A 21720-nucleotide genomic window follows, 5' to 3' on the forward strand; every position below is an offset into this window, starting at 1 on the left:
CACGCGCGATGCGGATTTTCCATATGGCGGCACCGTGGAACGGGCCGCGCGGATTCGTCGGATATTTGATCCGGTCGCACAACGCCCGCCACGCGCGAGGCTACAATCGGGGCAGCCGCCGGGCCCCGGCCAGCCCGGCACGGGCCTCCCCGCATACCACACGAGAAACACGAGACAACGCATGAAAAACATCCTCGCGAAACAGACGCGCTACAGCGCGCCCGCAATTTTCTTCCACTGGGTCATCTTCCTGCTGGTGGCACTCGCCTACCTGGCCATCGAGATTCGCGGACCGAAAGGCAGCGACAGCCGCGTGTTCTGGATGAACGTGCACTTGCTGGCAGGCACGTTCGTGCTCGTGCTGTCGGTGCTGCGCGTGCTGTGGCGGATGGTCAGCCGCGTGCCGGAGCCGATTCCGCAGGCGACGCTGCTCAAGTGGCTGTCGATGCTCGCCCATGTCGCGCTGTATGTCTTCATCATCGCGCAGCCGCTGCTCGGCATCATGCTCGTCAACATGGGCGGCAAGCCCGTGTCGCTCGACTGGATCGGCGTGTCGTTCACGCTGTTCGGCCCCGACAAGGCGCTGCGGCCGACGATCAAGGAAGCGCACGAACTGATCGGCAACGCGTTCTACTTCGTGATCGGCCTGCATGCGCTGGCCGCGCTGTACCACCACTTCATCCGGCGCGACGACGTGCTGCGACGCATGGCGCCGTGATCGCCGCGCGCTGAAGCCGCGCAGCATCCGGGGGCGCATGGTTGTTGACGCAACCATGCGCCCCCGATCCGTTTACCCCGACGCGCGGCTGGCCATCGCGGCGAACATTCTGTAACATCTCGGCTGTTTTTACGTTCCGCTTACGCATCGCCGCGCATGCTGCACCGACATCGTCACCTGACCGCCTGGCTCGGCGTGTTCGCGATCTGGCTCGCGATCGCGGCGCCGCTGGTGTCGCAGTGGCGCATCGCGCAGGCGGCGACCCCCGACGCAATCGTCTGTAGTGCAGAGCATGGTGCGCACCGTGCGCCCGATGCAGGCCACGCGCACGATCACGCGCGGCATCTCGATGCGTGCGGCTACTGCGGCTTCTTCGCGCACAGTCCAGCGATCGGCGGCGCGGCCGCCGTATCGTTTGTCTTCGTCCCCGCTCATGCCGTTTCCGCCGCCGCGCCGCATGCCGTCGCGGCGCGCGCCGACCGCTACCCGCGCGCATATCCACGCGCACCGCCCGAGCGCGCCTGACGCGCTGCCTTCCGTTTCTTTCATCGCCGATATCCGTGCGGTCCGTCGAGGCCGCGTGGAGGGCGTCACTCGGGCTTTCGATCATGACCATGCTTTCCTTGCGCGCGCCGAGGGCGTCGCGCCATTCCCGTGTGCGGCGCGTGCCGCGCATGCTGAAACTCACCGTTCCCGCGCTCGCCGTCGGCGCGATGACCGCGGCGGCGGCCGCGACCGAATCCGCACGTGCGTCCGGGGCGCCGACGGACGACGCGGCCACGCTGCTGCCGCCCGTCGAAGTCGTTGCGTCGCCGCTGACGACGCCGCTCGTCGTCGTCACGGATCCGAAGACGCCGCGCCAGCCGCTGCCGGCGAGCGACGGCGCGGACTACCTGAAGACGATTCCCGGCTTCACGTCGATCCGCAGCGGCGGGACGAACGGCGACCCCGTGCTGCGCGGGATGTTCGGTTCGCGGCTGAACATGCTCGCGAACGGGATGCCGACGCTCGGCGCCTGCCCGAACCGGATGGACGCGCCGACCTCGTATATCGCGCCGGAAAGCTATGACAAGGTCACGGTCGTGAAGGGCCCGCAGACCGTGCTGTACGGCCCCGGCGCCTCGGCCGGCACCGTGCTGTTCGAACGCGTGACGCCGCGTTTCGAGCGTCCCGGCATGCGGTTCGACGGCAGCGTGGTCGGCGGCTCGTTCGGCCGCAACGACCAGAACGTCGACGTGACGGCCGGCACGCCGGACGTCTACGGCCGCGTGACCGCGAACCACGCGCATGCGCAGGACTACGACGACGGCAACGGCAATACCGTGCCGTCGCAATGGGACAAGTGGAACGCCGACGCGGCGCTCGGCTGGACACCCGACGATCACACGCGCGTCGAACTGACGGCGGGCACCGGCGACGGCTATGCGCGCTACGCCGGGCGCGGGATGGACGGCGCGCATTTCCGCCGCGAGACGTTCGGCCTGTCGTTCGACAAGCGGCATCTCGGCGACGTGCTCGACCGGATCGAGGCGCGCGTGTACTACAACGAAGCCGACCACGTGATGGACAACTATACGTTGCGGCAGCCCGACCCGACCAGCAGCATGCCGATGCGAATGGCATCCGAGGTGCGGCGCCGCACGCTCGGCGCGCGGGCGGCGGCGACCTTCCGTTTCGGTGACGACTTCAAGCTCGTGACCGGCGTCGACGCGCAGTCGAACCGGCTCGACGCGCGCTCGGCGATGGGGCGGCAGAACTACGGCGACCAGCCGTGGGACGCGCAGGCAACGATGTGGAACGCCGGTGCGTTCGGCGAGCTGACGTGGTATGCGAGCGATGCGTCGCGCGTGATCGGCGGCGCGCGGGTCGACTACGCGAGCGCGCGCGACAAGCGTGCGACGACGAGCGGGATGATGGCGAGCAAGCCGAATCCGACTTTCGACGACGATCGCGCGCGCGTACTGCCGAGCGGATTCGTGCGTTACGAGCGCGATCTCGCGTCGCTGCCGGTCACGTGGTACGCGGGGATCGGCCATGCGCAACGCTATCCCGACTACTGGGAGCTGTTCTCCGCGAAGCGCGGGCCCGCCGGCTCGATCAACGCGTTCTCGGCGGTGCAGCCGGAGAAGACCACGCAGCTCGACATCGGCGCGCAGTACAAGAGCGACCGGTTCGATGCATGGGTGTCGGCCTACGCGGGATATGTACAGGACTACATCCTGTTCAACTACGCGGCCGGGATGATGGGCCCGACCACGCAGGCAAGCAACGTCAACGCGCAGATCATGGGCGGCGAAGCCGGCGTGTCGTGGCGGCCGGTCGCGCCGCTGCGCGTCGAGACGTCGCTCGCGTATGCGTGGGGGCGCAACGCGACGAGCGGCGATCCGCTGCCGCAGATGCCGCCGCTCGAGGCGCGCGTCGGGCTCGAGTACACGCGCGGCGCATGGTCGGCCGGCGGGCTGTGGCGGGTCGTTGCGCCGCAGCATCGCTATGCGGTGAACGAGGGCAACGTGGTCGGCAAGGACTTCGGCCCGAGCGCCGGCTTCGGCGTGCTGTCGCTGCATGCGCAGTACAACGTCAGCAAGAAGGTGCAGATCTCGATCGGCGTCGACAACGTGCTGGACAAGGCCTACACCGAGCACCTGAACCTCGCCGGCAACGCGGGCTTCGGCTATCCGGCGAACGCGCCGGTAATGGAGCCGGGGCGCACGGCATGGGTGCGCGTGAGCGCGAAACTGTGACGTGCGGCGCGCGTGTGCGATGCAGCATGCGTGCGCGTGGTTGCAACCCCCGCCCGAACGGGCGGGGCGCGTCAACCGATTAGAGAACCGTATCTAGTCAGGGCGCAAACGTTCGCGACTCGTGATTCACTCCCGCATTCGATGCACACGGTACCCGCGACCGTTCGCGACGTGCCGTGCGCGTCGATCCGATCTCATTCGCACCGGCAGCACAATAATCAGGAGAACATGCATGGCCAGATCGATGCGTTCCAGGATGGTGGCAGGGGCAGTGGCATGCGCGATGAGCGTCGCGCCGTTCGCGGGGACGACCGCGGTGATGACGCTCGCGACGACGCACGCGGCGATGGCGGCAACCGCGCCGGCGGACAATTACGCGGCGACGCGTTACCCGATCATCCTCGTGCACGGGCTCACCGGCACCGACAAGTACGCGGGCGTGCTCGAGTACTGGTACGGCATCCAGGAGGACCTGCAGCAGCACGGCGCGACCGTCTACGTCGCGAACCTGTCTGGGTTCCAGAGCGACGACGGGCCGAACGGGCGCGGCGAACAGCTGCTCGCTTACGTGAAGACGGTGCTTGCCGCGACCGGCGCGACCAAGGTGAACCTGGTCGGTCACAGCCAGGGCGGCCTCACGTCGCGTTATGTTGCGGCCGTCGCGCCCGATCTCGTCGCGTCGGTCACGACGATCGGCACGCCGCATCGCGGCTCGGAGTTCGCCGATTTCGTGCAGGGCGTGCTCGCCTACGATCCGACCGGATTGTCGTCGTCGGTGATCGCCGCGTTCGTCAATGTGTTCGGCATCCTGACGAGCAGCAGCAACAACACCAACCAGGACGCGCTCGCCGCACTGAAGACGCTGACGACCGCCCAGGCCGCCGCGTACAACCGGAATTACCCGAGTGCCGGCCTCGGCGCGCCCGGCAGTTGCCAGACGGGCGCGCCGACGGAGACCGTCGGCGGCAATACGCACCTGCTGTATTCGTGGGCCGGCACGGCGGTCCAGCCGACCGTTTCCGCCTTCGGCGTCACGGGCGCGACGGATACCAGCACGATCCCGGTGATCGATCCGGCAAATGCGCTCGACCTGTCGACACTCGCATTGTTCGGCACGGGCACGGTGATGATCAATCGCGGTTCAGGCCAGAACGACGGACTCGTGTCGAAGTGCAGCGCGCTGTACGGGAAGGTGCTGGGCACGAGCTACAAGTGGAACCATCTCGACGAGATCAACCAGTTGCTCGGCGTGCGCGGTGCGTATGCGGAAGATCCGGTCGCGGTGATCCGCACGCATGCGAACCGGCTGCAGCTCGCGGGCGTGTGATCGATGACGACACGTGAAGGACGCGCGCCGCTCGCGCGGCGCGTCGTGGTCTACGGCGCGGTGGGGCTGGCGGCGATCGCCGGCGTCGCGATCTGGACCGGTACGGCATCGCATCGCGGTGCCGACGCGACGCATGCGTCGGCGGATGCCGCAGCCCTCGGCGGCGTGAACGCCGCGCCGTCGCAGCCCGCATTGCCGGCGAGCGCGGGCCTGCCGCCGCCGCTCGCCGGTTCCAGTGCGCCGCGGCTGCCGCTCGACACCGGCGGCCACCTCGCGAAGTCGCGCGCGGTGCGCGATTTCTTCGACTACTGCCTGACCGCGCGGAGCGACTTGAGCGCGCCCGCGCTCGATGCGCTCGTCGTGCGCGAGATCGCCGCCCAGCTCGACGGCACGGTCGCGCAACCCGAGGCGCTCGACGTCTGGCATCGATACCGCACGTATCTCGACGCGCTCGCGAAGCTGCCGGAGGCGGGTGCGGTCGACAAGTCCGATCTCGGCGCGCTGCAACTCGCGCTCGACCGGCGCGCGTCGATCGCGTATCGGACGCTCGGCGACTGGAGCCAGCCGTTCTTCGGCACCGAGCAGTGGCGGCAGCGCTACGATCTCGCGCGGCTGAAGATTACGCAGGACCCTGCGCTGACGGAGGCGCAAAAGGCGGAGCGGCTCGCGGCGCTCGCGCAGCAGATGCCGGCCGACGAACGCGCGGCACGGCAGAAGGCCGACCGGCAGCAGGCCGCGATCGACCAGATCGCGCAATTACGGAAGAGCGGGGCGACGCCCGATGCGATGCGCGCGCAACTGACGCAGACACTCGGCCCGGAAGCCGCCGCGCGCGTCGCGCAGATGCAGCAGGAGGACGCGTCGTGGCAGAGCCACTACGCCGACTATGCGGCGCAGCGTGCGCAGATCGGCGCGGCCGGATTGTCGCCGCAGGATCGCGACGCGCAGATCGCCGCGCTGCGTCAGCGCATGTTCACGAAGCCCGGCGAAGCGCTGCGCGCGGCGTCGCTCGACCGCGGCGCGGCTGCCGCGCAGTAATGCGCGCAATCGCGCACGCGCTCATGCCGCGCGCGTGAAGCGCCGCGGCAGATGCTGTTCGATGGTGGCCGCGAGCGTGTCGAACGCGGGGCCGATGCGTTCGTGCGCGACGCACGCGTAGCCGAGCAGCAGCCCGCGCCGCGCAGTGTCCAGGCTGCTGTAGTAGCTGGTCAGCGGGCGCACGATCACGCCCGCGTCGAACGCGCTTTGCGTGACCGCGCGATCGTCGCACGTGTCGGGCAGGCCGAGCACCAGATGGAGTCCCGCCTCGTCGCCCATCACAGGCAACGCGTCGCCGAAGCGCGCATGGATCGCATCGATCAGCAACTGCCGGCGCTCGCCGTACAGCGTGCGCATCCGCCTGACGTGCGAAGTCAGGTGCCCGTCCATGATGAACTCCGCGAGCACGGCCTGCTGCATCAGCTGGCCCTCGCGATACAGCTCCGACAGCCCGGTGCGGAACGTGTCGACCAGATGCTCCGGCACGACCATGTAGCCCATCCGCAGGCCCGGGAACAGCATCTTGCCGAGGCTGCCGACGTAGATCACGCGGCCGCCGTCGTCGAGCCCCTGCAGCGACGCGAGCGGGCGGCTGCCGTAGCGGAATTCGCTGTCGTAGTCGTCCTCGATGATCCAGCAGCGGTGCTGGCGTGCGTACTCGAGCAGCATCCGGCGGCGCGCGAGGCTCATCACCATCCCGAGCGGATACTGATGCGACGGCGTGACGAGTACGAGCCGCGGCGGATGCTGCATGTCGCCCGCGCTCGGATCGAGGCCTTCCTGGTCGACCGGCACCGGCGTGAGCGCGAGGCCGGTCGCCTGCAGCACGCTGCGCACGCCCCAGTAGCACGGCTCCTCGACCCACGCGCGATCGCCGATGTCGGACAGCAGCCGCACCGCGAGGTCGATCGACTGGTGGATGCCGGTCGTGATGATCACCTGGTCCGGCGAGCATTTGACCGAGCGCGCGACGCGCAGGTAGTCGGCGAGCGCGCGGCGCAGCGGCCGGTAGCCGCCGCCCGGCGCATAGGTCAGCAATTCGGGATTCGCTTCCTTCCACAGGCGCGCCTGCAGGCGGCTCCAGGTGCGGCTCGGGAATTCCGACACGTCCGGCACGCCCGGCATGAACGCGCCCCACTGGCGCCGCGACACGCCCGCGTGCTCGATCAGCTGCCGGCCGCGCATCGACAGGCCGCCTTGTGCGTCCTGCTGCAGCGCCGCATCGGCATCGGACGGCGGCGGTGCGGCGGCGCCCGGCACGCGGATCGCGGCCGCGTCCGGCCGCGTGTCGGCCACGTAGGTACCGCTGCCGGTCGTCGTCAGCACGTAGCCTTCGGCCGTCAGCTGGTCGTACACGTGCAGCACGGTATTGCGCGCGATCGACAGGTCTGCCGCGAGCGTGCGCGAACTCGGCAGCTTTGTGCCTGGCCCTAATTCTCCGGTGAGAATGGCCTGCTGCATCAGTTGCAGCAGTTGCCGGTACATCGGCTCGGACGAGCCGCGGTCGAGACGGGCCGAGAGCCAGTCGCCCAGGATCACGGTATCCAAAGTGGTCCTACTAGGAATATTGAAATGGTTCCCTAGTATAGAACCGTGCGCGCCGTATAGTGGCTCGCATCTCAAAAACGTTTGTCGCGCAGCAAGGGGACAGCCACGATGAAGTCCGATGATGTGATCGTCAGCTTTCGCGGCGTGCGGAAGACCTACGACGGCGAGACGCTGGTCGTCAAATCGCTCGACCTCGATATCCACCGAGGGGAATTCCTGACGCTGCTCGGGCCGTCCGGCTCGGGCAAGACCACCTGCCTGATGATGCTGGCGGGCTTCGAGTTCCCGACGGGCGGCGAGATCCGCCTCGACGGGGAACTGCTGAATACCGTGCCGCCGCACAAGCGCAACATCGGCATGGTGTTCCAGAACTACGCGCTGTTTCCGCACCTGACGGTCGAGCAGAACGTCGCGTATCCGCTGACGGTGCGCAAGCTCGCGGCCGCCGAGCGCGCGGAGCGCGTCGCGCATGCGCTGAAGATGGTGCAGATGGAGCGTTTCGCGAAGCGCTATCCGGCGCAGCTGTCGGGCGGCCAGCAGCAGCGCATCGCGCTCGCGCGTGCCCTCGTGTTCGAGCCGAAGCTGGTGCTGATGGACGAGCCGCTCGGCGCGCTCGACAAGCAGTTGCGCGAACACATGCAGTACGAACTGAAGGCGCTGCACGAGAAGCTCGGCGTGACCTTCGTGTACGTGACGCACGACCAGGGCGAGGCGCTGACGATGTCCGATCGCGTCGCCGTGTTCGACAAGGGCATCGTGCAGCAGCTCGATACCGTCGACCGCCTGTACGAATCGCCGTGCAACGAATTCGTCGCGAACTTCATCGGCGACAGCAACCGGCTGCGCGGCACCATCGCGCGCGTCGACGGCGAATTCTGCGAATTCCGGCTGGACGACGGCACGCAGCTCGTCGGGCGCCGCATCGGCGACGCGGCCGAAGGCGCGCCGGCCGTCGCGTGCATCCGCCCCGAACGCATGAGCCTCGCGAACGGGCACATGAACGGCAGCACCGCCAACCGCGTCACCGGCGAGGCGCGCAGCCTCATCTATTTCGGCGATCACGTGCGCATGCGCTGCGCGCTGCCGGGCCAGGACGAATGCTTCGTGAAGGTGCCGCTCGGCACGGGCGCGCTCGACGCGTTCTCGCCCGGCGCGCCGGTATCGCTCGCTTTCGCGCCCGAGCACCTGCGCGTGTTCGCCTGACACAGGGTTTTCCCGCTTTATCGCTGCACGTCGTCAACAACAACTGCCCACTTCCACCACGAGAGGAGAGGAACCATCATGAACGGAGCAAGCACTACCGCGCGTCGCACCGCGCTCGCACTGGCGCTCGCCGTCGTCGGCGCATCGGCCACGGCGGCCGAACTCACGGTCGTCAACTTCGGCGGCGCGAACGGCGACGCACAGAAGGCCGCATTCAACCAGCCGTTCGAGAAGGCGACCGGCAACAAGGTCACGGCCGTCGAGTACAACGGCGAGCAGGCGAAAGTGAAGGCGATGGTCGAGGCGAAGCACGTCAACTGGGACGTGGTCGAAGTCGAGTCGGGCGACCTGAACCGCGGCTGCGACGAAGGGCTGTACGAGAAGCTCGACTGGTCGAAGATCGCGAAGAAGTCCGACCTGATTCCGGAATCGCCGCAGGTGTGCGGCGTCGGTTTCTTCGTGTGGTCGACCGCGCTGTCGTACAACGCCGACAAGCTGAAGACCGCGCCGACCGGCTGGGCCGATTTCTGGAACGTGAAGAAATTCCCCGGCAAGCGCGGGATGCGCAAGGGCGCGCGCTACAACCTCGAGTTCGCGCTGATGGCCGACGGCGTTTCGACGAAGGACGTATACAAGGTGCTCGGCACGAAGGCCGGCCAGGATCGCGCGTTCAAGAAGCTCGACGAACTGAAGCCGTACATCCAGTGGTGGGAAGCTGGCGCGCAGCCGCCGCAGTTCCTCGTGGCCGGCGACGTCGTGATGTCGACCGCGTACAACGGCCGCATCGACGCCGCGCAGAAGGAAGGCAAGAACCTGAAGGTCGTGTGGAACGGCAGCATCTACGACCTCGACTACTGGGCGATTCCGAAGGGCTCCCCGAACAAGGCGCTGGCCGAACAGTACATCGCGTACACGCTGACGCCGAAGCCGCAGCAAGAGTATGCGCATCACATCGCGTACGGCCCCGCGAACGTCGCGGCGATCAAGTCGCTCGACGCGAAGACGCTCGCGAACCTGCCGAACTCGCCGGCCAACGGCAAGAACGCGGTGCTGGAGGACATCGGCTTCTGGACCGACCACAGCGACGAGCTCGAGCAGCGCTTCGCCGCGTGGGCGACGAAGTAACCGCTACTCAGGTGTCCTGATGCAACCTGCCGCGCGGCGCGTCGAACGCGTCGCGCGGCATTCCGCCGGATCGAGCCCGGCCGGAGAGAACCGTTGAACACGATGACGATCGCTCCTTCCTCGCCGTCGACAGCCGCGCTCAAGCGCGAGCTGAAGGCCGCCGAGGCCCGCAAGCGCACGATGGCGTTGCTGCTGATCGCGCCGCTCGCGATCTTCCTGCTGCTCATCTTCGTCGTGCCGATCGGCACGCTGCTCACGCGCGCGGTGCAGAACCCGGAGATCGCGACCGCGCTGCCGAACACGGTGGCCGCGCTGTCGGGCTGGGACCGCAAGACACCGCCGGCCGATGCCGCGTATGCCGCACTCGCGGCCGACATGACGAAGGTCGCCGACAGCGAGGCGATGGGCGCGCTCGCGCGGCGCCTGAACACCGAGATTCCCGGCTACCGCTCGCTCGTCGCGAAGACGGCGCGCGCGATGCCGCTGAAGGGCGAGGAGGGCGCAGGCACCGCGGCTCTGACACCCGCGCAGACCCGCGCGAAGCTGATCGACCTCGATTCGCGCTGGGGCGAACCCGCGTACTGGCAGGCGATCGCGAAGAACGGCAGCCAGGTGTCGCCGTTCTACCTGCTCGCCGCGCTCGACCACAAGCAGGACGGCTTCGGCCAGATCGTGCGGGCCGATCCCGACCAGTCGATCTATCTGGCGATCTTCGGCCGCACGTTCGTGATCGGCGTCGCGGTCACGCTGTTCGCGCTGTTGCTCGGTTATCCGCTCGCGTACTGGATCTCGACGCTGTCCGAGCGCCGCGCGAACCTCGTGATGATCCTCGTGCTGATTCCGTTCTGGACCTCGGTGCTGGTGCGCGTCGCCGCATGGATCGTGCTGCTGCAGAGCGAGGGGCTGATCAACACCGCGCTGATCGGCGCCGGGCTGATCTCGCATCCGCTGACGCTGCTGTTCAACCGCGTCGGCGTGTACATCTCGATGACGCACATCCTGCTGCCGTTCATGATCCTGCCGCTGTACAGCGTGATGAAGTCGATCCCGCCGACTTACCAGCGCGCGGCCGTGTCGCTCGGCAGCCATCCGTTCGCCGCGTTCTGGCGCGTGTACGTGCCGCAGACCTATCCGGGCGTCGGCGCGGGCGCGCTGCTCGTGTTCATCCTCGCGATCGGCTACTACATCACGCCCGCGCTGCTCGGCGGGCCGAACGACCAGATGGTCAGCTACTACGTCGCGTACTTCACGAACGTGACGATCAACTGGGGCATGGCGTGCGCGCTCGGCGGGCTGCTGCTCGCGGCGACGCTGGTGCTGTATGCGGTGTACGGGCGCTTCACGCGCACCAACGTGAGCCTCGGCTGAGCGCCGGGGACAGGAAAACGGGAAGGGGAAGCCGACCATGAAACTCGCCAGGCCGCTGTTCGCGCCGCACATGTCGTTCGCCGAGCGCGCGTGGTACGTCGCGTTGCGCGTGCTCGTCGTGCTGACGCTGCTGTACCTGATCCTGCCGGTGCTCGCGATCGTGCCGCTGTCGTTTTCGTCGAGCACGTTCCTCGTCTATCCGATTCCGGGCTTCTCGACGCGCTGGTACGAGAACCTGATCGCATCCGACGAGTGGCGGATGGCCGCGAAGAACAGCTTCATCGTCGCGCCGTCGGCGACCGTCGTCGCGACCGTGCTCGGCACGCTCGCCGCGATCGGCCTCACGAAGGCGGACTTCCGCGGCAAGGGGCTGCTGATGGCCGTGCTGCTGTCGCCGATGATCGTGCCGGTCGTCGTGGTCGGCGTCGGCATGTACCTGTTCTTCGCGCCGCTCGGGCTCGCGAACACCTACACCGGCCTGATCGCCGCGCACGCGGCGCTCGGCGTGCCGTTCGTCGTGACGACCGTGGCCGCGACGCTGCAGGGCTTCAACCAGAACCTGGTGCGCGCGAGCCTGTCGCTCGGCGCGAACCCCGTCACGACGTTCTTCCGCGTGACGCTGCCGGTGATCGCGCCGGGCGTGATGTCGGGCGCGCTGTTCGCGTTCGCGACGTCGTTCGACGAAGTCGTCGTCACGCTGTTCCTCGCGGGCGCGGACCAGACGACGCTGCCGCGCCAGATGTTCACCGGCATTCGCGAGAACATCAGCCCGACGATCGCTGCGCTCGCGACGATCCTGATCATCTTCTCGACGAGCCTGCTGCTCGCGCTCGAATGGCTGCGCGGCCGCAACGCGCGGCGCGCGGTGTCGTAACGGCGGCCGGATGCGTGACGTTGAGCCGGCTGCCGGGCCGGCGATCGTTGCGTTCTCAACGAAGCCGCGCGCCTGACCCGGCGCGGCGAAGCTTTCGTTTCGCTGACTGACGAAGCGGTTGCCTGCACGTTCGATGCGGCTCTGCAACAATACGGCTCGTGGTGCCGCGCGTTCCGTTGCCGTCGCACGCACGGAGCGCCCGTTGCCGCGCCGCTCAATCCGCGACGCCGCGCGTCGCTCGTCAGTCAGCCGAGCCTCATCTTGTCCGAATTCGCATCCCCCGCCGGCACCCGGGAGCCGGCCGTCAACTGGCGCGCGATGTCCGCCGTGCTGCTGGCCGTCGCGCTCGCGACGCTCGACACCGCGATCGCGAACACCGCGCTGCCCGCGATCGCCGCCGACCTGCACGCGTCGCCGGCCGCGTCGGTGTGGATCATCAACGCGTACCAGCTCGCGATGGTCGCGACGCTGCTGCCGTTCGCGTCGCTCGGCGACATCGTCGGCCACAAGCGCGTGTATGTCGGCGGCCTCGCGGTGTTCACGCTCGCGTCGCTCGGCTGCTCGCTCGCGGCGACGCTGCCGCAGCTGACGGCGGCGCGGATCGTGCAGGGCTTCGGCGCGAGCGCGATCATGAGTGTGAACGTCGCGCTGATCCGCAACCTGTTTCCCGCGCACCGGCTCGGGCGCGGCGTCGGCTTCAACGCGCTCGTCGTCGGCGTGTCGTTCGCGGTGGGGCCGACGATCGCGTCGCTGATCCTGTCGCTGGCCGCATGGCCGTGGCTGTTCGCGGTGAACGTGCCGCTCGGCGTGCTCGCGCTTGCCGTGGCGATTCCGTCGCTGCCGCAGACGGCGCGGGGCAAGCACGCGTTCGATCCGCTCGCCGCGCTGTTCAACGTGATCACGTTCGCGTCGCTGATCTTCGCGCTCGGAGAATTCGCGCAGCGCGGGCCGCTGTCCGTCGTGTTCGCGGCCGCGGCGGTCGCGCTCGCGTTCGGCTGGCTGCTGATCCGCCGCCAGGCCGGGCACCCGGCGCCGATGCTGCCGGTCGACCTGTTTCGCCGACCCGTGTTCACGCTGTCCGCGCTGACGGCCGTGTGCGCGTTTGCCGCGCAGGGGCTCGCGTTCGTGTCGCTGCCGTTCTACTTCGAAACCGTCCTGCATCGCGACGCGGTCGAGACCGGGTTCCTGATGACGCCGTGGTCGGCGATCGTCGCGCTCGCCGCGCCGATCGCGGGCCGCTTGTCCGACCGTTATCCGCCCGGATTGCTCGGTGCGATCGGGCTCGCATTGCTGAGCACGGGGATGGTGTCGCTCGCGGCATTGCCGGCAGCGCCGAGCGTCGTCGACATCGGCTGGCGGATGATGCTGTGCGGCGCGGGCTTCGGCTTCTTCCAGTCGCCGAACCTGAAGGCGCTGATGTCGAGCGCGCCGCCCGAGCGCAGCGGCGGTGCGAGCGGGATCATCGCGACCGCGCGGCTGATCGGGCAGGCGACCGGCGCGGCGCTCGTCGCGCTGTCGTTCGGGATCGCGGGGCGTCACGGGCCGACGCTCGCGCTGATGCTCGGGGCGGGTTTTGCCGGAGCGGCGAGCGTGGCGAGCGGGCTGCGGCTCTTCGCGCCATCGCATCGGGCCGGCGCGCCGGTTGCGTCGGTCGCGACGGCAGCGACGACAGCGACGACAGCGACGACAGCGACGACAGCGACGAACGAGCGGGCGACGGAGTAGGGCTCCGCGCCCGCCCGTTTTCCGAATCTTTCCCGGCCGGTGCGCAGCGAACGACCGCCGCGCACCGGCCTTCGCGTCAGGCTCAGAAGCCGCCCGTCTGGATCAGCTTGTTGAGGTTCGCGATGTTCAGGCTGCCGAAGCCGGTCGTCAGATCCCAGCCGGTGCCTGCTCTGTAGCCATACCCCTGATAGCCGTTGTTCCCTGACACGACGTCATAGCGCACGAGCGACGGATTCGACGGGATGTCCGCATAGAACTTCGCGGCCGGGAAACCGAGGCCCGTGCCGTTCGCCGCGAGCAGACGCGCCCAGAAGCCGGTGAAGATCGGCGCGGCGAGGCTCGTGCCGCCAATCTGCTGCAACTGACCGTAGTTGTAGATGTACGCGCCCGTGCTTTGCGCGGCATCGAACGATACGTCGGGCAACTGACGATTGCTGCCCGATTGCCACGCCGGCGCCGGCAGCACCGTGCTGACGCCGCCGCCCGTCGCCCACAGCTTGCCGTTGCCGTCGAGGCCTTCGTTCCACACCGTTTCGTTCGAGAACGCACCCGCCGACGTGGTGTACAGCGTCGTGCCGCCGATCGCGAGCACGTGCGGCGACGCGGCCGGCCACGACACCGTGTAGTTCGCGCCGTCCGGATAGCCGCGGTTGTTGCACTCGTACACGCCTTCGTCGCCCGACGACACCGAGAACGTCTGACCCTGCGCGGCAGCCGTCGTGAAGATCTGCTCTTCGGCGTCGATCGTGCCGTCCGCGTTCGCGTCGGTCTCGCACCAGCCGAGCGACACGTTGATCACCTTCGCGGTGTTGTCCGACACCGCGCGGTTGAACGCCTGCGTGAGCCCCGTGTTGCCGGCGGCGTTCAGGTCCGCCATGTAGAACACGAGCTTGCCGACCTGGCCGCCGGCCGAGCCGACGATCGACTGGCTGTCGAGATCCCATTCGCCCTGGCCGTCCTGGTCGTCGCTGTAGCTGCCGGTCGTGCCGGTGCCGTTGGTCTTCACGGTCTGGGTTGCGACCGTGCCGTAGCCGTTGCTCGACGTGAACTGCTTCAGGTCCTGCAGCGTCTGCGACACGCCGCCGATCGTGATGATGCCGACGCTCACGCCGGCCGCGGTCGGCACGCCGGTCGCGTTGTAGAGGCCCGGGAATTCCTTCGGATAGTGGCCGGTGGCCGTGCCGGCCGCGAGCGCCTGTGGCTTCGCGACGTTGCCGATGCGCAGCATCGGCCGTGCGCGCGCGACGTTCTGCAACCCGAGCACCGAGCCGACGACGTCTCCGAGCGCGCGCGGCACCTGCGCGGTCGACGCGTTCGCGAAGCCCGAGCGGCCCGCGTACTCGAAGTGCACGAGCGACGTGTTGAACGCGGTCTTCACCGTGCCGGCCGTGCCGCGCGCGGACACCAGCAGCCGGTTCGGCGCGACCTCGATATTCACGAAGCCGCTCTTGCGCAGATAGTCGACGACCGATTTCACTTGCGCGTCGGTGGGCGCGTAGCGGGCGAGGAACTGTTCGTGCGTCAGGTACTGGCGGTAATGCGCGTTGCCGGGCCGGTTCACGTCGTGCGCGAGCTGCTTGAGCTGCGCGGCGTTGCGCAGCTTCAGGCTGACGACGATGTCGGCCGTTTCGCCGGCCGCGAGTTCGAGCGAAGGTGCGGCGCTGCGCGCCATCAATTGCGGGCCGGTCAGAAAGGCCTTCGTGTGGGTGTCGACCCAGTCCGTCGCCGCATGTGCCGCGCCGGCGGCGAGCACGAGCGGCCACGCGCACGCGAGGCGGCGCGGCGACGGAAGGGGAAGGGCAAACCAGGCGTTCCTTTTCATCGCGAGTCCTTTTTAGGAGAGACGACGTTGCTGGAAGCCCGGGCCCTTGTGGGGCCGCGAGCGGTGACGAGCGTAGGGCGTCGGTGCCGTTCAGGTAGCTGCCAGTTTCCATAGCTGTCAGTTCTGACATCGGCGTGCTCGCGTGCCGGCGATGCGTCGTTCATGCATGCGGCAGCGGCCCGCGGCAAAGGGAACCGGTTCGCCACGCGACCGCGCATCGGTCGCTGGCGTTTGCGCGCACGACTCGTTCATTGCGGCAGCGGAATGCGCGCGATTGCAGAGCGAAGGACCGTGTGTGAGCGGCGCTTTCGATCGCGCGTGAACGCATTGCGCGTTGCAATATGTGGTCAGGCGTTGCCGCGCGGCCGGCGCGACGACGTACGAATGCGCGAATGCACAAAAACGGAACCCGTCGATCGCGCGCGTTTCCCGAACTGTGGAACGACGTAGTGGCGAGTCTTGCAGCGTGCTTTCGGTTGGAGCGTCCGGCGAGCGGATTAGAGGAAACGCTCGAATCGGACGGTGGCGCTGCCTCGACGCGCGCGTGATGTTCTTCGCAAGCCGATTCGCCGCCATTCCGTCCGTTCCGGCGAACGGCCCTGCTGCAGGATCGCCTGATGCTTCCTGCGAAATCGCTCCTTGACGTGCGTCGATCCGGGGATATTCTTGAATCCATAACTATCGGGTTATGAATCAAGCCATGCAAAACGTCCCCGACATGCTGTTCAGGACGCTCGCCGATCCGACCCGCCGCGCGCTCTTCGAGCGGCTGTGCGAGGAGGGCGAACTGACGGTCGCCGCGCTGACGGCGCACGCAGGCGTGTCGCAGCCGGCGGTATCGAAGCATCTGGGGGTACTGAAGCAGGCCGGGCTCGTGAGCGACCGCCACGAAGGCCGGCAGACGCACTACAGCGCGCAGCCGCAAGCGCTGACTCCGTTGATCGACTGGACCAGCCAGATGGCAGGCTTCTGGCAGAACTGGTTCGACGCGCTCGAAGATCTGCTCAAGAGGATGGATCAGTAATGAACCAAGCCACCACTGAAACACGCACCGTCGTCGTCGAACGGGAACTGTCGCATCCGCCGGAGAAGGTCTGGCGTGCGCTCACGCAACCGCATCTGATCGAGGCATGGCTGATGCAGAGCGATTTCGAGCCCGTCGCAGGCCGCGCGTTCAGCTTCCGCGCGGACTGGGGTTCGGTCGACTGCACGTCGCTGACGATCGAGCCGCAGCGCGTGCTGTCCTACACGTGGGCTGCGTACGGACTGGAAAGCGTCGTCACCTGGACGCTCACGCCGACGCCGGTCGGCACGCTGTTGCGGATGGAGCAGGCCGGTTTCCGCGCGGATCAGGAGCAGGCGTACCGCGGTGCGCAGCACGGCTGGACGCAGTTCTTCGCGTCGCTCGAGCAGGTGCTCGCGCGCCCCGATGACGACGAGGAGGGCCGTGCATGAGCGCCTCCGACCTGGAACCGTCGGCCCGCATCGACGCGCTGATCGCAGGCATCGCCGACTGGCGCGGCAAGACGTTCGCCGAACTGCGCGAGACGATCGTCGCCGCCGACGAAGGCATCGTCGAGGAATGGAAATGGATGGGCAGCCCGGTGTGGTCGTGCGACGGGATGATCGCGGTCGCGAATGCGCACAAGGGCAAGGTGAAGCTCACGTTCATGCATGGCGCGCAGCTGCCCGATCCCGACGGGCTGTTCAATGCGGGCCTTGAAGGCAATGCGCGGCGTGCGATCGATTTCCTCGAAGGCGACAAGCTCGACAAACGGGCGCTGAAGCGTCTCGTTCGCGCGGCGATCGACTACAACCGCGCGCACCTGAAGAAGAACGCGCGGCCGGCCGCAGGCGGCAGGACGCGCGCCGACAAGGCCGCATGACGCACCGGCGCGCCGGCACACCGCCGCGCAGGCAAAAAAAAGCCCGACACGAGGTCGGGCATCCAAATCGGCCGCAACCGCCGCGAGGCGGCTGCGGCACCTGCAAAAGCCGCGCGCTTACGCTGCGAGCAGCGAGCGCAGCACGAACGGCAGGATACCGCCGTGCTTGTAGTAGTCGACTTCGATCGGCGTATCGATGCGCAGCAGCACCGGCACGCGGGTCGTTTCGCCGTTCTTGCGGTGAATCACGAGCGTGACGTCCTGCTGCGGCTTGAAGTCGTCGCCGAGGCCTTCGATGTCGTAGGTCTCTTCGCCGGTGATGCCGAGCGACTGGATGCTGTCCGCGCCCTTGAACTGCAGCGGCAGCACGCCCATGCCGACCAGGTTCGAGCGGTGGATCCGCTCGAAGCTGCGTGCGATCACGGCCTTCACGCCGAGCAGTTGCGTGCCCTTCGCGGCCCAGTCGCGCGACGAGCCCGTGCCGTATTCTTCGCCCGCGAACACGACGGTCGGCGTGTCGGCGTCGACGTACTTCATCGCCGCATCGTAGATCGACAGCTGTTCGCCGCTCGGCTGGTGAATCGTCAGGCCGCCTTCGACGCGCGTGCCGTCCGCCTTCGCCGGGATCATCAGGTTCTTGATCCGGACGTTCGCGAACGTGCCGCGCATCATCACGTCGTGGTTGCCGCGGCGCGAACCGTAGCTGTTGAAGTCGGCCTTCTGCACGCCGTTCTCCTTCAGCCACTTGCCTGCCGGCGAGTCTTCCTTGATCGAGCCTGCCGGGCTGATGTGGTCGGTCGTGACCGAGTCACCGAAGATGCCCAGCGCGCGCGCGCCCTTGACCGTCGGGATCGAATCGGCCGGCTCCATCGAGAAGTCGTTGCCGAAGAACGGCGGCTCCGCGATGTAGGTCGACTTCGGCCAGTCGTAGACCTGGCCCGTCTCGCCCTCGATCTTGCTCCAGAGGTCGCCCTTCTTGGTCAGCTTCGAGTAGTTGTCCTCGAACTTCTTCGGGTCGAGCGCGAACTTGAGCAGCGCGTGGATTTCCTCGCTCGTCGGCCAGATGTCGCCGAGGTAGATGTCGTAGCCGTCCTTGCCCTTGCCGACCGGCTCGGTCATCAGGTCGCGCGTGATGTTGCCGGCGATCGCGTAGGCGACGACCAGCGGCGGCGACGCGAGGAAGTTCGCGCGGATGTTCGGGTGGATGCGCGCTTCGAAGTTACGGTTGCCCGACAGCACGGCTGCCGCGACGATGTCGTTCTTCGTGATCGCTTCGTTCAGTTCCGGCGTCAGGTCGCCCGCGTTGCCGATACAGGTCGTGCAGCCGTAGGCGGCGACTTCGAAGCCGAGCTTCGCGAGGTAGGGCAGCAGGCCCGTCTTCGTCAGGTATTCGGTGACGATGCGCGATCCCGGCGCGAGCGAGGTCTTGATGTGCGGCGCGACGGTCAGGCCGGCTTCGACGGCCTTCTTCGCGAGCAGGCCGGCAGCCAGCAGCACGCTCGGGTTCGACGTGTTCGTGCACGACGTGATCGCGGCGATCAGCACGTCGCCGTTCTTCACGTCGACGCCGTTGCTCGTCGTGTACTGCGCGTTCAGGTCGTCCGCCTTCTTCGCGAAGCCGTTTTCCGCGACCGGCTTCGAGAACAGCTCGGTGAACGTCGACTTGACGTTGCCGATCTCGATGCGGTCCTGCGGGCGCTTCGGGCCGGCCAGCGACGGGGCGACGGTTGCAAGATCCAGCGTGACCGTCTTCGTGTAGTCGATGTCGCCGGCCTTCGGAATGCCGAACAGCTTCTGTGCCTTGAAGTAGTTCTCGAACGCGGCGATCTCCGCCTTCGTGCGGCCCGTGCCTTCGAAGTATTCGATGGTCTTTTCGTCGACCGGGAAGAAGCCCATCGTCGCGCCGTATTCCGGCGCCATGTTGCCGATCGTCGCGCGGTCCGGCAGCGACAGCGACTTCGTGCCTTCGCCGAAGAACTCGACGAACTTGCCGACGACCTTTTCCTTGCGCAGCATTTCGGTGATCGTCAGCACCAGGTCGGTGGCCGTCACGCCTTCGCGCAGCTTGCCCTTCAGCTCGACGCCGACGACGTCCGGCGTCAGGAAGTACACCGGCTGGCCGAGCATGCCGGCTTCAGCCTCGATGCCGCCCACGCCCCAGCCGACCACGCCGATGCCGTTGATCATCGTCGTGTGGCTGTCCGTGCCGACGAGGGTATCCGGGTAGTACACGGTGTCGCCGCCGTCCGTCTTCTTGTGGACGCCGCGCGCGAGATATTCGAGGTTCACCTGGTGGACGATGCCGACGCCCGGCGGCACGACCTTGAACGTGTCGAACGCCTGCATGCCCCACTTCATGAACTGGTAGCGCTCGTTGTTGCGCTGGAATTCCAGCTTCATGTTCAGGTCGAGCGCGTCTTTCTGGCGGAAGTAGTCGATCTGCACCGAGTGGTCGACGACGAGATCGACCGGGACCAGCGGCTCGATCTTCTTCGGATTCTTGCCCGAACGCTCCGCGACGCCGCGCATGGCCGCGATGTCGGCGAGCAGCGGCACGCCCGTGAAGTCCTGCAGCACGACGCGCGACACCACGAACGGAATCTCGTCGACGCGCTTCGCGGTCGGCTGCCAGTTCGCGAGCTGCTCGATGTGTTCTTCGGTGATCTTCTTGCCGTCGTAGTTGCGCAGCACGGACTCGAGCACGATACGGATCGACACCGGGAGGCGCTCGATCTTCGTCTTCAGTTCCTTGCCGAGCTGCGGCAGCGAGTAGAACTTGCCTTTGCCGGAACCGCTGTCGAATTCCTTGAGGGTCTTGTGGAGATTGTGGGCCATGGTGATTTTCCTGGGTTTAAGGCTAGGAAACAAAGAGTCCTGTAGATGACGGCTATATCACATACAAGTCGACGTACTCATCGACCGGCATCGCTTCGAGCTTTGCCTGGTCCAGCGACACGTCGAGAATCGCTTGTTGCTGCTTTGCCGGGAAACGGCGGGCGAGGTTGGTCCGGAACTTCTCGACCAGGAGCGGGATGCCGTCCGCACGGCGTCGCTGATGGCCGATCGGGTATTCGACCGCTACTTCGGCAAGCGTGGACCCGTCCGCGAATTCGATCGTCAGCGCATTCGCGATCGACCGCTTGGCCGGGTCATGGTAATCCTTCGTGAACCGCGGATCCTCGACGCACACGGTTTTCGCGCGCAGCGCGTCGATGCGCGGATCGGCGGCGACCGCGTCTTCGTAATCGGCCGCGGTCAGCCGGCCGAACAGCAGCGGCACGGCGACCATGTACTGGATGCAGTGGTCGCGGTCGGCCGGATTGGCGAGCGGGCCCTGCTTGTCGATGATGCGGATCGCGGCCGCGTGCGTGCGGATCGTGATCCGGCTGATCTCGTCGGTCGTGCGGCCCGCCGCGGCGAGCTGCGCGTGCAGCTGCAGCGCGGCCTCGGCGGCCGTCTGCGCATGGAATTCGGCGGGGAACGCGATCTTGAACAGCACGTTTTCCATCACGTACGTGCCGTACGGGCGCTGGAAGCGGAACGGCTTGCCGTCGAACAGCACGTCGTAGAAGCCCCAGGTTTTCGCGGTGAGCGCCGACGGGTAGCCCATTTCACCCGTTTTCGCGATCAGCGCGAGGCGCACCGCGCGGGACGTCGCGTCGCCGGCCGCCCACGACTTGCGCGAACCGGTGTTCGGCGCGTGGCGGTAGGTGCGCAGCGCGTGGCCGTCGACGAATGCGTTGGATACCGCGTTGATCAGCTCGTCGCGCGTGAGCCCGAGCAGGCGGCCGACGACGGCCGTCGACGCCACTTTCACGAGCAGCACGTGGTCGAGCCCGACTGCGTTGAATGAATTCTCGAGTGCGAGGCAGCCCTGGATCTCGTGGGCCTGGATCATCGCGACGAGCACGTCGCGCATGGCAAGCGGCTTCCTGCCGGCCGCGACGGCCGTGCGGGACAGCCAGTCGGCCGTCGCCAGGATCCCGCCGAGGTTGTCGGACGGATGACCCCATTCGGCGGCGAGCCAGGTGTCGTTGAAGTCCAGCCAGCGGATCATCGCGCCGAGGTCGAAAGCGGCCTGGACGGGATCGAGCTGGAAGGACGTGCCGGGCACCTTCGCGCCGTTCGGCACGATCGTGCCGGGCACGACGGGGCCGAGCAGCTTGGTGCAGGCCGGGTAGGACAGCGCCTCGAGTCCGCATCCGAGCGTGTCGATCAGGCAATGACGCGCCGTCTCCAGCGCGAGCGCGCTGTCGATGCCGGTGTTCAGCACGTAGTCGACGATATCGACGAGTACCGTATCCGGAGCGGGGCGGACGTTGGAGACCGAGGCGGACATCGAGGA

The 21720-nt window shown here is 67.6% G+C and carries 17 protein-coding genes; 13 read left to right on the top strand and 4 right to left on the bottom strand.

Annotated features, from left to right (window positions below):
- Positions 1–181 precede the first annotated feature (181 nt).
- From U5A56_RS27315 to U5A56_RS27335, 5 genes are all read left to right on the top strand, one after another.
- Entirely contained in the window at positions 182–718 is a 537-nt protein-coding gene (locus U5A56_RS27315) for a cytochrome b (protein WP_044845297.1), read from the top strand.
- 156 nt (positions 719–874) lie between these two features.
- Positions 875–1243: a DUF2946 domain-containing protein gene (locus U5A56_RS27320; protein WP_321925547.1), complete on the top strand. Its 369-nt coding sequence runs from the start codon at positions 875–877 to the stop codon at positions 1241–1243.
- Positions 1244–1326: 83 nt separating this feature from the next.
- The gene (locus tag U5A56_RS27325; protein WP_321925549.1) at positions 1327–3459 is read left to right on the top strand and encodes a TonB-dependent copper receptor; all 2133 of its coding nucleotides are present in this window, start codon (positions 1327–1329) and stop codon (positions 3457–3459) included.
- 232 nt (positions 3460–3691) lie between these two features.
- On the top strand, positions 3692–4786 hold the full coding sequence (locus tag U5A56_RS27330) for a triacylglycerol lipase (protein WP_321799967.1): 1095 nt from the start codon (positions 3692–3694) through the stop codon (positions 4784–4786).
- 3 nt (positions 4787–4789) lie between these two features.
- The gene (locus U5A56_RS27335; protein ID WP_321925551.1) at positions 4790–5824 is read left to right on the top strand and encodes a lipase secretion chaperone; all 1035 of its coding nucleotides are present in this window, start codon (positions 4790–4792) and stop codon (positions 5822–5824) included.
- 21 nt (positions 5825–5845) lie between these two features.
- Here the strand turns inward: U5A56_RS27335 and U5A56_RS27340 are convergent, their stop codons facing one another.
- Complete coding sequence (locus U5A56_RS27340) at positions 5846–7372, bottom strand: PLP-dependent aminotransferase family protein (protein ID WP_321925553.1); 1527 nt, start codon at positions 7370–7372, stop codon at positions 5846–5848.
- Positions 7373–7480: 108 nt separating this feature from the next.
- On the opposite strand from U5A56_RS27340, the gene U5A56_RS27345 reads away from it, so the two are divergent.
- From U5A56_RS27345 to U5A56_RS27365, 5 genes are all read left to right on the top strand, one after another.
- Entirely contained in the window at positions 7481–8575 is a 1095-nt protein-coding gene (locus U5A56_RS27345; protein WP_044845303.1) for an ABC transporter ATP-binding protein, read from the top strand.
- A 78-nt stretch (positions 8576–8653) separates the two neighbouring features.
- Positions 8654–9700 carry an ABC transporter substrate-binding protein gene (locus U5A56_RS27350; protein ID WP_044845304.1) on the top strand — a complete coding sequence of 349 codons (1047 nt, stop codon included), beginning with the start codon at positions 8654–8656 and terminating at the stop codon, positions 9698–9700.
- A 93-nt stretch (positions 9701–9793) separates the two neighbouring features.
- Positions 9794–11068 (top strand): ABC transporter permease, encoded by a 1275-nt coding sequence (locus tag U5A56_RS27355; RefSeq protein ID WP_044845305.1) that lies wholly within the window; start codon positions 9794–9796, stop codon positions 11066–11068.
- 37 nt (positions 11069–11105) lie between these two features.
- Positions 11106–11942, top strand: coding sequence for an ABC transporter permease (locus tag U5A56_RS27360; protein ID WP_044845306.1), 837 nt, complete (start codon positions 11106–11108; stop codon positions 11940–11942).
- 261 nt (positions 11943–12203) lie between these two features.
- A complete protein-coding gene (locus tag U5A56_RS27365) occupies positions 12204–13667 on the top strand; it encodes an MFS transporter (RefSeq protein ID WP_321925556.1) in 1464 nt (487 codons plus the stop codon).
- An 82-nt stretch (positions 13668–13749) separates the two neighbouring features.
- Here the strand turns inward: U5A56_RS27365 and U5A56_RS27370 are convergent, their stop codons facing one another.
- Positions 13750–15489 (bottom strand): S53 family serine peptidase, encoded by a 1740-nt coding sequence (locus U5A56_RS27370; protein ID WP_321925558.1) that lies wholly within the window; start codon positions 15487–15489, stop codon positions 13750–13752.
- Between the two features lie 700 nt (positions 15490–16189).
- Between U5A56_RS27370 and U5A56_RS27375 the strand changes: the two genes are divergently transcribed.
- The 3 genes from U5A56_RS27375 to U5A56_RS27385 are packed head-to-tail and all read left to right on the top strand — an operon-like array spanning position 16190 to position 17375.
- A complete protein-coding gene (locus U5A56_RS27375) occupies positions 16190–16513 on the top strand; it encodes a metalloregulator ArsR/SmtB family transcription factor (RefSeq protein WP_321925560.1) in 324 nt (107 codons plus the stop codon).
- Positions 16513–16944, top strand: a complete 432-nt coding sequence (locus tag U5A56_RS27380) for an SRPBCC domain-containing protein (RefSeq protein WP_321925561.1) — start codon at positions 16513–16515, stop codon at positions 16942–16944. Before U5A56_RS27375 ends, U5A56_RS27380 begins: the two co-directional genes overlap by 1 nt.
- Positions 16941–17375 carry a DUF1801 domain-containing protein gene (locus U5A56_RS27385; RefSeq protein ID WP_321925562.1) on the top strand — a complete coding sequence of 145 codons (435 nt, stop codon included), beginning with the start codon at positions 16941–16943 and terminating at the stop codon, positions 17373–17375. Before U5A56_RS27380 ends, U5A56_RS27385 begins: the two co-directional genes overlap by 4 nt.
- A gap of 117 nt (positions 17376–17492) precedes the next feature.
- Here U5A56_RS27385 and acnA read toward each other — a convergent pair whose 3' ends face one another.
- On the bottom strand, positions 17493–20210 hold the full coding sequence (acnA, locus tag U5A56_RS27390; protein WP_044845311.1) for an aconitate hydratase AcnA: 2718 nt from the start codon (positions 20208–20210) through the stop codon (positions 17493–17495).
- 52 nt (positions 20211–20262) lie between these two features.
- A complete protein-coding gene (locus tag U5A56_RS27395; protein WP_321819191.1) occupies positions 20263–21714 on the bottom strand; it encodes a bifunctional 2-methylcitrate dehydratase/aconitate hydratase in 1452 nt (483 codons plus the stop codon).
- Between the last annotated feature and the right edge of the window lie 6 nt (positions 21715–21720).

The organism is Burkholderia sp. BCC1998 (assembly GCF_905339875.1).
Lineage (GTDB): Bacteria > Pseudomonadota > Gammaproteobacteria > Burkholderiales > Burkholderiaceae > Burkholderia.